Raw genomic sequence first — 13,997 nt, 5'->3', positions numbered from 1 at the left:
GAAGATTTTTCAAGTTATCGTTATTTACCATTTCATGGTTTACACTGAGTTAATTGTAAACCATGTTTGTTTAAATAGTTAAATAAGCTCAATGGCGATAGCTGTGGCCTCACCCCCTCCAATACAGAGTGAAGCAATGCCTTTAGATTTACCTTTAACTTTTAGGGCGTTCATCAACGTAACAATGAGTCGAGATCCGGTTGAACCAACAGGGTGACCTTGCGCGCAAGCGCCGCCAAAAACATTTACTTTTCTCGGGTCCAAACCAAGTTCTTTGATCGGTATCATTGCCACCAATGCAAAGGCTTCATTGATTTCAAATAGATCGACATCGTCTTTATGCCAGCCTGATTTTTCTAATACATTTTTAATTGCTCCAACTGGGGCAATGGTAAATTCACTAGGGTGTTGAGATTGTGTAGCGTGACAGACAATGCGAGCCATAGGTTTAAGTCCGCGCTTGTTAGCTTCGTTTTGGCTCATGACAACAAGAGCGGAAGCACCATCGGAAATAGAGGAGGCGTTAGCCGCGGTTATTGTGCCGCCTTTTTTAAATGCAGGACGCAGTGTTGGAATTTTTTCAATGCTGGCATTAAACGGTTGTTCATCATCTTTGACGGTGAGCTCTCCTGTATGGCTTTTTACCGTAACAGGGATAATTTCAGCGGTTAGCAGTCCTGACTCTATAGCCTGCTTGGCGCGTATAAGGGATTGAATAGCATAGTTATCCATGTCATCACGTGAATAGCCTTTTTGATCGGCCACATCTTGAGCAAATGATCCCATTAAACGACCGGTTTCAGCGTCTTCTAAGCCATCAAAAAACATGTGATCTTTTGCTGTATCCCCTTCACCCATGCGATAGCCTTTGCGGGCATTTAATAATAAGTAAGGAGCGTTAGACATGCTTTCCATACCACCGGCAACCATAATAGTATTGCTACCAGCTTTAATTAAGTCGTGGGCGAACATAGTTGCTTTCATGCCTGAGCCACATAGTTTATTAATGGTTGTGGCGCCTGTTGAATCAGGTAAACCGGCCTTGCGCATGGCTTGACGGGCAGGGCCTTGCTTTAAGCCGGCCGGCAGCACATTTCCCATAATAACTTCTTGAATATCTTGTGGCTTTAAGCCTGCACGTTCTACAGCTTCTTTAATAACAATTGCGCCAAGTTCCGTAGCCGGTAAGCCTTTTAAGCTGCCTTGAAATCCACCCATAGGGGTTCTTACTCCACTGACAATAACCACAGAATCTTCAGGCATTTTAACCTCGTTTATCATTTATAATAAAAGTAGCTATTGGTTACTGTAATACACTTCATTGCCAATAAATAAGAACTTTTTAATCATTTTTTCATTAGTAGAAATAGTTGGCTTGAGCAGGTTATGGTAACGGGGTTGGCACAGATGAACTACCGCATTTAGGGTTCGAGAAATAGGCGTAGTCTAATTTCTCGCGGCACTTTGCAAAGTTGAGCATTTGAACTAAACCTTAAATATACTCACAGGTTTAGTTAATCATGGACGATAAAGACATCATATCAATATTAAGTGACCGTACAGGCTTGTTAATTGATCACTTAGGTAAGCGATATAACCTAATACACTATGAAACCCCTGAAGACTTTCTAGCTGGAATAAGTCTTGATTCAAAACTTTTTATTTTAGATTTTGACCATGCTCAAGAAAGTGCATTGAGTTTAATTGAAAGTATTCGTGATTTGTGTGGTCATATACAAATTCCCATATTTGTTTTACAAGGGAAAGCCCTTCACCAAACCAGCCTTCAAGCTTTTGAAAAAGGCTGCGATGACATAATTGACGCAGACTCTCCGATTGAAGAAATTACTCTGCGTTGTGAAAAGCTGATATACAACAAAGTCGCTAACGATCAATTACAAGCTCAAGTGAAGCAAGCCACTGAGCTTGCCTTTATTGCTATGTCGGATACCTCAGATTTAGGTATCAATATTCAGTTTTTATTAGAAGTGCACCAATGCGCCAACATTGATGAATTAGGTATGCGTTTACTGCAAGCGGTGAATGCCTATGGCTTAAAAGCCAGTGTACAGTTGCGCAGTGAGATGGGTGTTAAAAATATGGAAGCATCGGGCATTGAGAGGGAACTAGAATCTAAGCTCATATGGGAATTGCAACATGATGGCCGTTACGTGGACTTTGGCCGTCGCTGTGTCATGAATTATGAACAAGTTTCAGTTTTAGTAAAAGATATGCCTATTGAGGACGAAAAGAAATATGGTGCGTTAAAGGATAACTTATTTTCATTATTACAAGGGGCTGATGCACGTCTTAAAGCCCTTGAGAATATTCAGCAAGTTCAAGATCAGCAGCACATGGTTAAAAGTTTATCTATTAAAATGCAAGGCATGATGGAAGAGATTGATGCGGGTTATCAAGTGGTCATGAAGGATATAGCGGATGTAGTGGAGGATGTGTCTGATGGCGTGAATGAAATTATTATGAATTTAGGTTTACATGAAGAGCAAGAAAAAGCATTAGAAAAAATCATGGAGCACGGCCTTCGTAGCACTAACGATATTTTTTCCAAAGGCTTAAAATTGGATGAAAGCTTCCAAAATGTCATTAAAGAACTGGGGGTGTTTTTATCAAATGATAAGGTCAAGTTCTCCGCTGAGCAGCGTAAAAAATTACTGTCGATTATTGAGCAAAGCTAACACCTATAGTGTTAGCTTTTTTCGCCACTGCAGTTTGTCATTTCTGGAAAGTCTACATCCCACGGCTGCGCCTTCCTAAACTCCTCAACAATAAAGTCTACAAACGAGCGCACTTTTACACTTAGGTGGCGGTTGCTAGGATATAAAGCATGTATCGGTGTGCTTTTGTAAGACCAATTACACAGCACAGGTTTTAATCGGCCCGCTTTGATGTCATCGGCACATAAAAATGCTGGTAAGCGAGCAATACCTAATCCATTTAACGCCATTTTACGCATGCTCAGCACATCGTTTACTTTTACTTTTGGCTTAAGGTCGATGCTGATCTTTTCAGGCGTATCGTATTCCCATGAATTCACTGGGTTCCAATTAACGGTTGTGTGTTGGCTTAAATCATTGGGATGATTAGGAGAGCCGTGCTTCTTAAGGTACTCCGGGCTGGCGCATGTGATTACTTTGATGTTACCTAATGATCTTGCGATCAATGAAGAGTCTGCAAGCTGGCCTACACGAAACGCCACATCAATACCTTCTTGAATTAAATCAAGGGGTTGGTCTGTGAGAACAATCTCTAATTGAATCTCAGGGTTTCCTTGCAAAAACTCTGCAACTAAATCACTGAGCACTTCTGCGCCAAATAGCATGGGCGCGGTAATACGTAATAGACCTTGAGGCTTAGACTGCATTTCGGTAACGGCGATGTTTGCTTCTTCTACGTCACCGATGATACGAGAGCATTGATTGTAATAGGCGCTGCCTGTGTCGGTAAGGCTTAGTGTGCGCGTTGTGCGCTGCAACAAGCGTACCCCAAGGCGTTCTTCTAATTGGGTGATTTTCCGGCTAACCGTGGATTTGGGTAAGCCTAAAGACTTAGCGGCACCTGTGAAGCTACCGGCATCTACGACTTTTACGAAAATGGCAATTTCGTTTAGATCAAATTGTTCCATGTCGAATACCCTTTTAAATGCTATTACTGTTCCTATTATGGAACAGTAATTCAAGTAAGGCTAGTTTTTTTAAAAGGTGCATATATAGACATTGATTGTCCCCTGCTCGACTTTTGAGCAAGTAGTCTGAAAGACTCTGTATTATCGATATGCGTCTCTATAGGCGTGAGTTAATCTCACCATATTCTAAAAATAAAAACATAACATATCCGCTTTATCTAAGGCAGGAGGTCATGTTTTAAAGGTGATTAAAGTTACTGTTTGCTAGAAGTCGCTACTGAGCAGAGGCTCCCTAATATGGTGCGTGGCAATGGTTGGACAAATGACGCATTAATTCTGTGCTGTTTTTTGATGCTTTGGTGCACAAATAGTGTGCAGTTTAAGCCTGGAGATACGGGCTGATAGCTGTAACTTATTGAAATTAAAGGATTTTAATATTGGTACGCTGTTTGCTTTAAATGGATATCGTTAATTAATATCTGGCACAAAAGTGAAGCAACCAATGTACAGCGCCGAATTTGACATGAGTGAACTAGCTGCCCTGCATCAGAATCAGCAGTTGCGCATTAAGGCGTTAGATTTAGTAAAGTCTCTTTTTGAGCAGGTTCGTGTTGTGCAACAACACAGGGCTGCGACCAATGCTGCGTTGGCAGGTAATCCATTTTTTGAAAGTAAAACCCGCGTATTAGCTAGAGAAATCAATTCGCGTTTTAAAGAGATTGAGCGTCAGCAAGAGGGTTGCCCTGAAATAATAGAGAGCCGTCAGTGGCAAGACACCCGTAATGCATGGCAAACCGTGCATTTACAATGGCGCCAAGATGAAATCATTGAAAACTTTGAATTGCATAGCCACTTAGTTAAACAGATGCTTGATTACATTACGATATTAGGTAACAAAGCAGAATGCTTAATAGAGACAGGCAGCCAGCACCAAGCGTTAAGCCATTATGTACTAAATGATATTCCATCGTTTATTGAATTACTGGGTCAAATTCGAGCCTTAGGTACATCCACCGCAGTTGTCGGTGTGATGGATGAAGCGTGTGAAATGCGAGTACGCTTTTTAATGGGTCAGTTAGCTAAGCAACAAACAAAAGTGAAGCAACAGGCACAGCATTTGAGTCAAGAAGCGTTAGAGATTACCTCATCATTAATTGATGCGTTATTGTGTGAGCCAAAACTGGAACGTTTAACTGGCATTGTTATGCATGATTTACTAAGTGGTCGCGACATTGTTACTAGTGCGGATGAGATATTTACGCTTAGTACCTCTATCATTGATGCACATTATAATGTGATGAACGAAGGTTTACGCCTATTGCGTTTAAGTATGGATAAACGCATGCAAGCTTGGGTGAGCCGTTAGCATTCATTTATTAATATCTCTTCTTATCAACAGCTCAAACCGATTTCCTGTCATGAGTTTGAGTCTTTGGCTTCCTGTGTGAGTCTAAGGTCAGATACTTAGTCTACCTTGCTAATACAATTTAATTGAACGTAAACCCTTAACGGTTACTACAATCGAAGCCTTATAGGCACAAAAAAGCGAACCTCAGAAGAGATTCGCTTTATGTTGGTACGCTATGGGCAGTAGTGCCCGAAGCGCCTTAAAATATTTACTTTAATCAGCGCCTTAGAATTCAACACCAAACTCTAGTGCAATGCCAGCTTCTTTTTCTGGATCGCTGGCGTTAGCCATTACCCCTAAATCTAGGTGAATCGCAAACGGAGACAAACCAATACCTGCAGTTACGATGTCTTGATCCGTTCCGGCTAGGTTTGAACGATAACCTGCACGTAGTTGTAGCGTGCGGAACAGGTTAAATTCAGCACCGATCGCGGCATATTGAGTAGGGTCTTCAAATGCTACAGGGTCGTTTTCGGTAAGGTCCAGGTCAAAGGCGACTTTACTCCAACTGGTTTGGTGGCTGATACCAGCGCGCATCATAGGGCTGATTGTTACCATTGAGCCTTCAGCACCGTTACTGTTTACGTATTGATAGCTTTCATATTCACCACCTAGTAGGTTTTGAATGGTAATACCTGCTTGCCATTGCTTTTCTATACCGAATTGGTAAGCCGCACCTAGATCAAGGTTAAAAGCAGAATACTCTTCAGTGTTTTCAGTAATGGTGTCGCCGTCAAATTCGTCTTCGCTATCTAGTTGTTGTTTGTAATCAAAGATAGTCACCATTTGCAGCTTAGGTGTGACACCAAATGAAATGTCATGACCTTTAATATTAAATGTACGCGCAGCAGTTAGACCGATATCCGCGATGGCGACACCTACCATTTCGATTTCAGCTGACAGGTCTGTATTGGTTTCAACCAAGGCACCGTCTTGGAAAATAACAGTGTCGCCTTCGCCTGCTGTACCACCGTAAGAGAAGTCGTCAAGTGCAGCCTGTGCGGCATCAAGCTCATCGGCAGCAGCGCTTGCTTCATTTTGTAGCTGCGTATTTGCAAGGTCTGCTTCCAAGGCTTCTTTTGCATCTATTGCTGCGCTTAATGCTCCTTCAAGATCGGCCACTGTGGTTAAGTAACGATCAGTTGCAGTGGCGTAGTTACGCATGAGGTCGGTATCGCTTTCTAGGTTGATAACGCGCCCTGAAAAGACCACTTGCGCACCTGTGCTTAGCGCTAGGGAGAATTTTTTACTTGGTATTGCTAGGGCAATATTACCGCCAGCATTTAAGCGAAGGGCCTTACTATTTAGGTTCTCAACATCATTAGCGATTAAATTAGAGTAAGTGTATAGGTCAGAGTCTGGGGTGGCAGCACCTTCTGTACTGATAACGGATCCGCGTAATGCATCAATTGTTGCTGTAAGTGCATCGGCTGCATCGGATAAATCACTGGCATTATCGTCAGAGTTTAATGCGTTAGCTGCATTTTCTATGGCGCTGATACCGCCGTTATTTGCAGCATCCAGTGCAGCGCTTAAGTTATCAATATTGCTATTGCCAAATTCGTCTTCTTCATCAAATGCTTCAACCGAGTCGATAAAACCATCGTCATCAGCAACGATGACAGAAAATTGTGGAAATTTTAAGCCAAAGTGATCATCTTCACGTGTATTAGCCAGTAGTGCAGGGTTGTAACGTGGAGCACTGGCGATTTCTGAAGAAGCTACACCTACGCCACCCATCCCCATTGCACGGGCATCCGATGGTGCAAACGGAACCGCAACGGCTTGTTGTGCAGACGCCACTGCAATGGCTGCACCCAGAAGTATTTTTTTATTAAGTCTCATCATGGATTGGTCCCTTTAATAGTAAGTAGTTACGTCTTTTAAGAATAGCGGATACAGCTAGATTCCCCAGCCTCTAATAAGAGCGTAATGGCATAGAGGTACGATCACGTTATAGTTTAGAGTAATACTAGAGTATGGAAAACATAAACTTGAAATTGATTAAGTAGAATTATACAAAATCACATTCAAAGCTTGCTTGGTGGGCGTTACAGCACTATAGTTTTGCCCATGCAAAAACTGAACTTTATATTTCGAATTCCCGCGAAAGCGATGCGTGTCTGCCTTTGGCTACGACGCGCATACGGTCGTGTGTTTTTGAAAGTTTAAATAAGTATTTGTAATTCTTTTCAAAAACCGCGACAAGTTCGCGGTTTTCTTGTTTTTAATCCCGCGAATTTTGTCTTTTAAAAGAGTGACTCTTTTAACGTTTGGTTTTTGATAGCCATTTTTTGATGTTAGGAACGACAATGAAAGTCGCCAGTGTTTATTTATCTGTGGTGTTAATTTGGTCTACAACGCCGTTGTTTATTCGCATGAGTGTGGACTCACTTGATTATATTCAAGGTTCAGCCATGCGTATGTGGTTAAGCCTTGTTTTGTGTTTTGTCATGTTGCGCCTGTTTGCGGTTCCGTTTCGGTTTACCGCTGCTGCGCTGTATCGCTATTTCATTGGGGCGCTGGCGGTGAGTGGCGCTATGTTATGTGTGTATTGGTCTGCTCAGTCCTTACCTAGCGGCTTGATTGCGGTTGTATGGGGGTTGTCGCCTTTGGTTGTCAGTCTATACAGTTTATTCCTAGTACCCAGTACTCGATTAAACATGCTGCAGCTAGCGAGCATGGCGTTGGCGGTATTTGGTTTATATACCATTTTTGCCCAAGGGATTTCCCTAGGAGGGCATTTGGGTTTGGCTTTATTGGTGCTGTTATTAGGTGTGAACTTTCATAGTGTCAGTTCAGTTATTTTACAGCGTGTACAAATATTTAATCCAGAAGATTCAACTCACCCATTAGAGCAAACCACAGGTGCTTTGTTATTGTCTGCTCCGGTTTATGGACTGATGTGGTGGATGTTTAGTGGGCCTTTGCCTGATGTGATTAGCTCAAAATCACTCATTGCCATTGCTTACTTATCCACGTTTGGTTCGGTGGCAGGTTTTATCGGTTTTTATTATTTATTGAATAAATTAAGTGCTGCCAGTGTTGCACTGATCACCGTGATCACACCAGTACTTGCTTTGTTATTGGGCGCTTACGTGGCGGATGAAATACTGCAATCAGGAACTTGGTTTGGAGCGTTGTTGATTGTGGTGGCGTTGATGGTGTATCACCATAAGGCACTTGTTCTGTTCTTTAAGCGCTTGTTAATAACGCTAGATGTGAAAAAAGCGTAAACAGCCCTAAATTTCACAGGGTATTGGCCGATAAATCCTTCAAGACATGGGCGAGATAAGCCTTAAATTGAAGGAGTAATAGCATGATGAAATTAGCATGGTTGCTGATGATGGGATTCTTTCTGTCATCAATCACTGGGTGCAGTATGTTGGGGTTTGGTGATGATGAGGAAGAAGAGGATGTCGCCACCATTGAACAGGACACCATGCTTAAACCGCAAGAAACCATGGTGGATCCGGTTGCGCCTTTGATTCTAAGAGTGGTGGGTTATGGCGCAATTAATCCTAAAGCAAAAGGACAAAGTAAGGTGCAAAAACGCTTGATGTCCATTCGCGCCAGTCGCTTAGACGCATACCGCGCCATGGCTGAGCGGGTTTATGGCACCAAGGTAAGTGGTAGTTCTACAGTACGAGACTTGGTTGTACAAAATGATAGCTTCCGTACTTATGTGGATACCTTTATTCATGGTGCCCGTGTGATTTCGTCCGATGTACTGGAAGACGGCAGTGTGGAAACCGTATTAGAAATGGTCATCGACGCCGGTTTTCGCAATTGCTTAACCACTGAAAACTCCATGCGCTTTAATGCGGATTGTCGTACTCAAGTTATGCACTCTGGTAAAGGCGCAATGCGCACTAGCCGTTATCAAGATATTAACCGTGTACAAAGCCAATCCGCGATTCCGGAAACCAATCATTACTTTGTTGACTAACTCGATATGGTCGGTTGATCACTAGGGGGGAGGTGATATGAAAAATTGGATGTGGGTCATCATGGTTGTGCTAATTAATAGCGTTGCCCATGGACAAGAAATCACCGCAACAGGTTCGGCGGTTTTGGTTGAGGATTTAGAAGTCAGCCGTGACAACGCCGTTCGCGATGCTTTACGTCAGGCATCATTGCAAATGGGTGGTTCCATTCATTCGTCGCAAATGTTGGTGGATGGTCTTGTTACGTCTGATCAAACCAGTTTGAAAACTAATGGCCAGTTTCGCCATGTTCGTATCCTTCAGGAAAAAATTAGTCACGGCATTCTAGAAATTAAACTCAGGGCTGAATTCATTCAAGAAGGTCAATGCGCCATGAATGAAGGCAATGGTTATCGTAAGGCCGTTGCTGTAGCCGGTTTTGCATTACAGTCCCCTAAGCAGGCTGTGTTAGGTGGGCTGCAAAATATAGAGCAGCACTTACCGAGCGTGTTGGCTAATACACTGAATGGACATCATCGATTACATGCTATGGATAGCGGAAACGTACTTATGTTCAATAGCGTGGATAGGGCACCGTCTTCACAAAATAATTTACAGCGATTAAGTAACTCAGTGGAGTTAGCAAAAGAGTTAGGTGCGCAATTTGTAGTAAGCGGTGTTATTCGTGATTTAGACATGATTAACCCAGATGCCGGTGTACCACAAATATGGGATAAGCCGCTAAATCTGATTGGATTATCTCGCGAGAAACGCATGCGTAATTTTGTTTTGGATGTGTATGTACATGATGGCATCAGTGGTGCGTTGATGTTTCAAAATACCTACGCCACTGCAGGAGAATGGGAATACGATGACTATGCAAAAACCGGTTTTGCCACGCCTATCTTTTGGAAAAGTAATTACGGTGAACACGTAAAAGATGTGATCAGCACCGTAGTGGATGACTTAAATTCAAATCTTGGTTGTCAGCCATATATGGCGAAAATCATTGATGCAAAAGGGGACTTCATCCGTTTAGACACAGGAGGAAGTGTTGGTATGCGTCCAGGAGATGAGCTAACCGTGTTTCGAACCAGTACGTTTTATAATTTAGATCAGCAAGGTTTGACTCAATTGCATGATACCAAGGTGAAAGCGACTATTACGCAAGTACAGCCCAGATTTGCAATTGCTCGCTTGGATAAAACCGCTTCACGTTTTGCGATTCAAAGAGAAGACGTGGTTGTGGCTTGGTGAAGCGCAAAAGACAGTAATTATTTAATTACCGTGGCGAGACCAGCAAGAGCCTCCTATACTTCTAAAGGTATTTTCTTCACCCGCTGGTCATAGGTATAAGGCCACACGAGTGATTTGATTCTGTGGAGGCTACATGAACAATCATATTGTGATTATCAATGCGCCCAAGTATGACCCAGACATCTACTTTGAGCGTTTTATAAAACAAGTCCGCGCTAATCCGTTAACCCTCAAAACCCCCATTGTCCTATTGAACGATTTCTACTTAGATGGACTACCCATGGTCCTTGAGCATCTTGGGGTAAAATATGTGGCAGGTCATGGTAATAATGAGGCAGACTTCCAACTGACTAACATGGAGCATGCGTCACATATCATAGTGTTATCCGATGACGAACATAGCTTTGATAGCGATAGCCTAAGCTTCGATATTTGTTATCGCATGAAAGAGCATGGGTTGGCTTATCGGGTGATTGTTGAGTGTGTGAATGATGAAAACAGAGAACGTCTTAAAGGCATTGGTGTTAAAACTGTAATGCGACCAATACGCTCTTATCCAGAGGTTATTGTGCGTACCATGGAAAGCCCTGGTGCCGAAATTTTGATTGAAGATATGTTCACCAGAGCGGATGACATAATTATGCGTTATCCATTATGGCTTGAAGGGGATACATGGCAAGATGTGATGATGGCCATGATTGCTGACGATCTCGGTACGCCACTGGCGTTTGTCAGTAAAGAGGGAAAGGTGAATGTCCATCCTTCGACCCATGATAATGTATATGGGCAAAGTATCTTGATGCTTGTGCATTCAGATAATATACCTAGTGAGCAACAGGTGCGAGAAGCGTTTTCTGGTTTTCATGATAAGCAACAATCGGCCTGAACGTTAAAAAAAAGCACCGCACATTGCGGTGCTGTTAGATTAAGCATTAAGTTCTAGTTGTTCCTCAGCATGCTCTGTGCTTTGTGAACAGGTATAGGATTTAACTGGCTTGCCCTCCTCATTGATTGAATGCAGGTACACATCAAACCCCCACAATGTTTGCAAATGCTTGACCACGTCTTGTGTCTGTTCACTTAACGGAATATTGTTTTGACGAATATGGTGTAAGGTTAACGAACGATCCCCCGTTATATCAACAGAGTAAACTTGGATATTCGGTTCACGGTAGGATAAATCATATTGTTTGGCTAAGTCTTCACGGACTCGCTTATAGCCCATTTCGTCGTGAATGGCATCTATGCTGATGTGCATTTTACGTTCGTCATCCATGATGGAAAATAGCTTCAAATCGCGCATTAACTTTGGTGAAAGATATTGTAGAACAAAGCTCTCATCTTTGAAATTTTGCATAGCAAAATGCAAAGTGTCTAACCAATTACTGCCAGCAATGTCGGGAAACCATTCACGGTCCTCATCGGTTGGATTTTCACAAATGCGACGAATATCACTCATCATATGAAAGCCAAGAGTATAAGGGTTAATACCACTAAAATAGGGGCTATCAAATGGTGGTTGATAGATCACGCCACTGTGGCTGTTTAAAAACTCCATCATAAAGCCATCAGTCACAAGCCCTTCGTCGTACATAGTATTCAACAGCGTGTAATGCCAAAACGTGGCCCAACCTTCGTTCATCACTTGAGTTTGGCGCTGAGGATAAAAGTATTGAGCGAGTTTTCTGACTATACGCAGAATTTCTCGCTGCCAAGATTGTAATAATGGGGCATTCTTTTCTAAGAAATATAATAAGTTTTCCTGAGGTTCTTCAGGGAAGCGTTTAGTTTTTTTATGTTTGGCTTTTTCTGTACTAGGAATGGTTCGCCACAGGTCATTAACTTGTTGTTGTAAAATGGCTTCCCGTTCTTCTTGGCGTTGATTTTCTTCTTCGGTACTGATTGGGCGTGGACGTTTATAACGATCAACACCATAGTTCATGAGTGCGTGGGCCGCATCCAATACGGTTTCTACGGCTTCTACTCCGTGGCGTTCTTCACATTTTTTTATGTAGTTACGGGCAAACACCAAGTAATCAATAATGGCGCTGGCATCGGTCCATGTTCTAAATAAATAATTACCTTTGAAAAATGAATTATGGCCATAACAAGCGTGGGCAATAACCAGTGCCTGCATGCATACGGTATTTTCTTCCATTAAGTAGGCAATACACGGGTCACTATTAATAACAATTTCATATGCTAAACCCATTTGTCCTCTTTGATAATGGGTTTGCGTATGCAAAAAATGCTTGCCGTATGACCAATGGTGATAAGAAATTGGCATGCCTACAGAGGCATAGGCATCCATCATTTGTTCGGCGGTAATGACTTCGATTTGATTGGGGTAGGTGTCCAATCGATATTCTTTTGCGATTCGTCCGATTTCTTTGTCGTATTCTTGTAATAGCTCGAATGTCCATTCCGAACCGGTTGATATGGGTTCTCGCTTTTTGGATTTTGTCATACGGCCTCCTTAAGAGACTTACGTGAAAATAAGTCTCTAAATACAGGGAAAATATCCTCTGCACTGGTAATTTGTTCCATGGCAAAGCGGTCGCCTAGCTGTGGAGCAAGGTCTTCATAGGCACGCCATAATGCTTGGTGAGCATTTGGGGTGATCTCTATGTAGGCAAAATATTGTGACATGGGCATAATACGCTGATGCAAAATTTCAGCACATTGTGGACTGTCATCATCCCAATTGTCGCCATCACTGGCTTGCGCGCCATAAATATTCCATTCGGCTGGGTTGTAGCGTTCTTCAATTATGTTAGCCATTAATTCAAGGGCGCTTGATACAATGGTGCCGCCGGTTTCCCGTGAATAAAAGAACTCTTGTTCGTCTACTTCTTTAGCACTGGTGTGATGCCGAATAAAAACGACCTCAGTTTTTTCATAATTACGCTGTAAAAATAAATACAACAATATATAAAATCGCTTGGCCATGTCTTTTATTTGCTGAGTCATTGAACCTGATACATCCATCACACAAAACATCACCGCTTTGGTGCTTGGCACAGGTTCTTTCAAAACATTACGGTATTTGATATCAAAGGTATCAATAAAGGGAATTTTTTTGATTTTTTCTTCGAGCTTTAAAATAACTTCTTCAAGCTCTTTGATTTTTATGGGATTTTTTAGGTCATTATCTTTAGCGCATTCTTCTTCGAGTTCAGCTTTGGCTTTTTTAAGCTTACGGCGTGAACTTGCAGAAAGAGCAATGCGTCTAGCCTGAGCTGCTCGCATGGATTTTACAACCGCTAGGTTGTTTGGGGTGCCTGTGGCGGTGAAGCCTGCACGACGGTACTCAACCGCATCGTGTTCGTTTAACGTTTTCTTGATTAGATTCGGCAGAGCTAAGTCTTCAAACACATAATCTAAAAATTCGTCTTTACTGATAAAGAATGAGAAGTCGTCATCACCTTCACCTTGATTGCTGGCATTGCCTTCTCCAGCACCGCCGCCACCGCCTTGGCCTTTAGGACGTAATACTTTATCTCCTGCATTAAACTCACGGTTACCGGGAAGGACTCGTTGCCGAGCACCTCCACTGCCATGACCAAACACGGGTTCACTGGTATCCCGTGTTGGAATACTGATTTTCTCACCACGCTCCATATCGGTTATGGAGCGTTTATTGACCGCATCGGTCACGGCTTTTTTAATGTGACTTTTGTAGCGGCGTAAAAAGCGCTGGCGATTTACCATGCTTTTATTTTTACCGTTAAGTCGTCTATCTATGATATAGCTCATAGGCACA

The 13,997-nt window shown here is 42.4% G+C and carries 11 protein-coding genes; 6 read left to right on the top strand and 5 right to left on the bottom strand.

The features are described from left to right. Positions 1–78: 78 nt before the first annotated feature. The gene (locus ABWV45_RS04615; RefSeq protein WP_353349155.1) at positions 79–1,263 is read right to left on the bottom strand and encodes a thiolase family protein; all 1,185 of its coding nucleotides are present in this window, start codon (positions 1,261–1,263) and stop codon (positions 79–81) included. A gap of 257 nt (positions 1,264–1,520) precedes the next feature. On the opposite strand from ABWV45_RS04615, the gene ABWV45_RS04610 reads away from it, so the two are divergent. Beyond that, complete coding sequence (locus ABWV45_RS04610; protein WP_353349153.1) at positions 1,521–2,696, top strand: response regulator; 1,176 nt, start codon at positions 1,521–1,523, stop codon at positions 2,694–2,696. Between the two features lie 11 nt (positions 2,697–2,707). Here the strand turns inward: ABWV45_RS04610 and ABWV45_RS04605 are convergent, their stop codons facing one another. After that, positions 2,708–3,643: a LysR family transcriptional regulator gene (locus ABWV45_RS04605; RefSeq protein WP_353349151.1), complete on the bottom strand. Its 936-nt coding sequence runs from the start codon at positions 3,641–3,643 to the stop codon at positions 2,708–2,710. Between the two features lie 490 nt (positions 3,644–4,133). Here ABWV45_RS04605 and ABWV45_RS04600 point away from each other — a divergent pair, with 490 nt between their 5' ends. After that, on the top strand, positions 4,134–5,009 hold the full coding sequence (locus tag ABWV45_RS04600) for a hypothetical protein (protein WP_353349149.1): 876 nt from the start codon (positions 4,134–4,136) through the stop codon (positions 5,007–5,009). Positions 5,010–5,276: 267 nt separating this feature from the next. On the opposite strand, the gene traF is transcribed toward ABWV45_RS04600, so the two are convergent. Beyond that, the gene (traF, locus tag ABWV45_RS04595) at positions 5,277–6,899 is read right to left on the bottom strand and encodes a conjugal transfer protein TraF (protein ID WP_353349147.1); all 1,623 of its coding nucleotides are present in this window, start codon (positions 6,897–6,899) and stop codon (positions 5,277–5,279) included. 464 nt (positions 6,900–7,363) lie between these two features. Here traF and ABWV45_RS04590 point away from each other — a divergent pair, with 464 nt between their 5' ends. From ABWV45_RS04590 to ABWV45_RS04575, 4 genes are all read left to right on the top strand, one after another. After that, a complete protein-coding gene (locus ABWV45_RS04590; protein ID WP_353349145.1) occupies positions 7,364–8,287 on the top strand; it encodes a DMT family transporter in 924 nt (307 codons plus the stop codon). Positions 8,288–8,370: 83 nt separating this feature from the next. Then, on the top strand, positions 8,371–9,000 hold the full coding sequence (locus tag ABWV45_RS04585) for an LPP20 family lipoprotein (RefSeq protein ID WP_353349143.1): 630 nt from the start codon (positions 8,371–8,373) through the stop codon (positions 8,998–9,000). A gap of 37 nt (positions 9,001–9,037) precedes the next feature. Beyond that, on the top strand, positions 9,038–10,234 hold the full coding sequence (locus ABWV45_RS04580) for a flagellar assembly protein T N-terminal domain-containing protein (RefSeq protein ID WP_353349141.1): 1,197 nt from the start codon (positions 9,038–9,040) through the stop codon (positions 10,232–10,234). Between the two features lie 133 nt (positions 10,235–10,367). Then, positions 10,368–11,120 (top strand): TrkA-related ion transporter, encoded by a 753-nt coding sequence (locus tag ABWV45_RS04575; RefSeq protein ID WP_353349139.1) that lies wholly within the window; start codon positions 10,368–10,370, stop codon positions 11,118–11,120. Positions 11,121–11,159: 39 nt separating this feature from the next. On the opposite strand, the gene ABWV45_RS04570 is transcribed toward ABWV45_RS04575, so the two are convergent. Next, positions 11,160–12,701, bottom strand: a complete 1,542-nt coding sequence (locus ABWV45_RS04570; protein WP_353349138.1) for a SpoVR family protein — start codon at positions 12,699–12,701, stop codon at positions 11,160–11,162. Then, positions 12,698–13,990: a YeaH/YhbH family protein gene (locus ABWV45_RS04565; protein ID WP_353349136.1), complete on the bottom strand. Its 1,293-nt coding sequence runs from the start codon at positions 13,988–13,990 to the stop codon at positions 12,698–12,700. Before ABWV45_RS04565 ends, ABWV45_RS04570 begins: the two co-directional genes overlap by 4 nt. Positions 13,991–13,997: the final 7 nt, after the last annotated feature.

This window comes from Oceaniserpentilla sp. 4NH20-0058 (assembly GCF_040371755.1).
Taxonomy (GTDB): Bacteria; Pseudomonadota; Gammaproteobacteria; order Pseudomonadales; family Oceanobacteraceae; genus Bermanella.
This window is presented reverse-complemented; position numbering and strand designations above follow the sequence as displayed.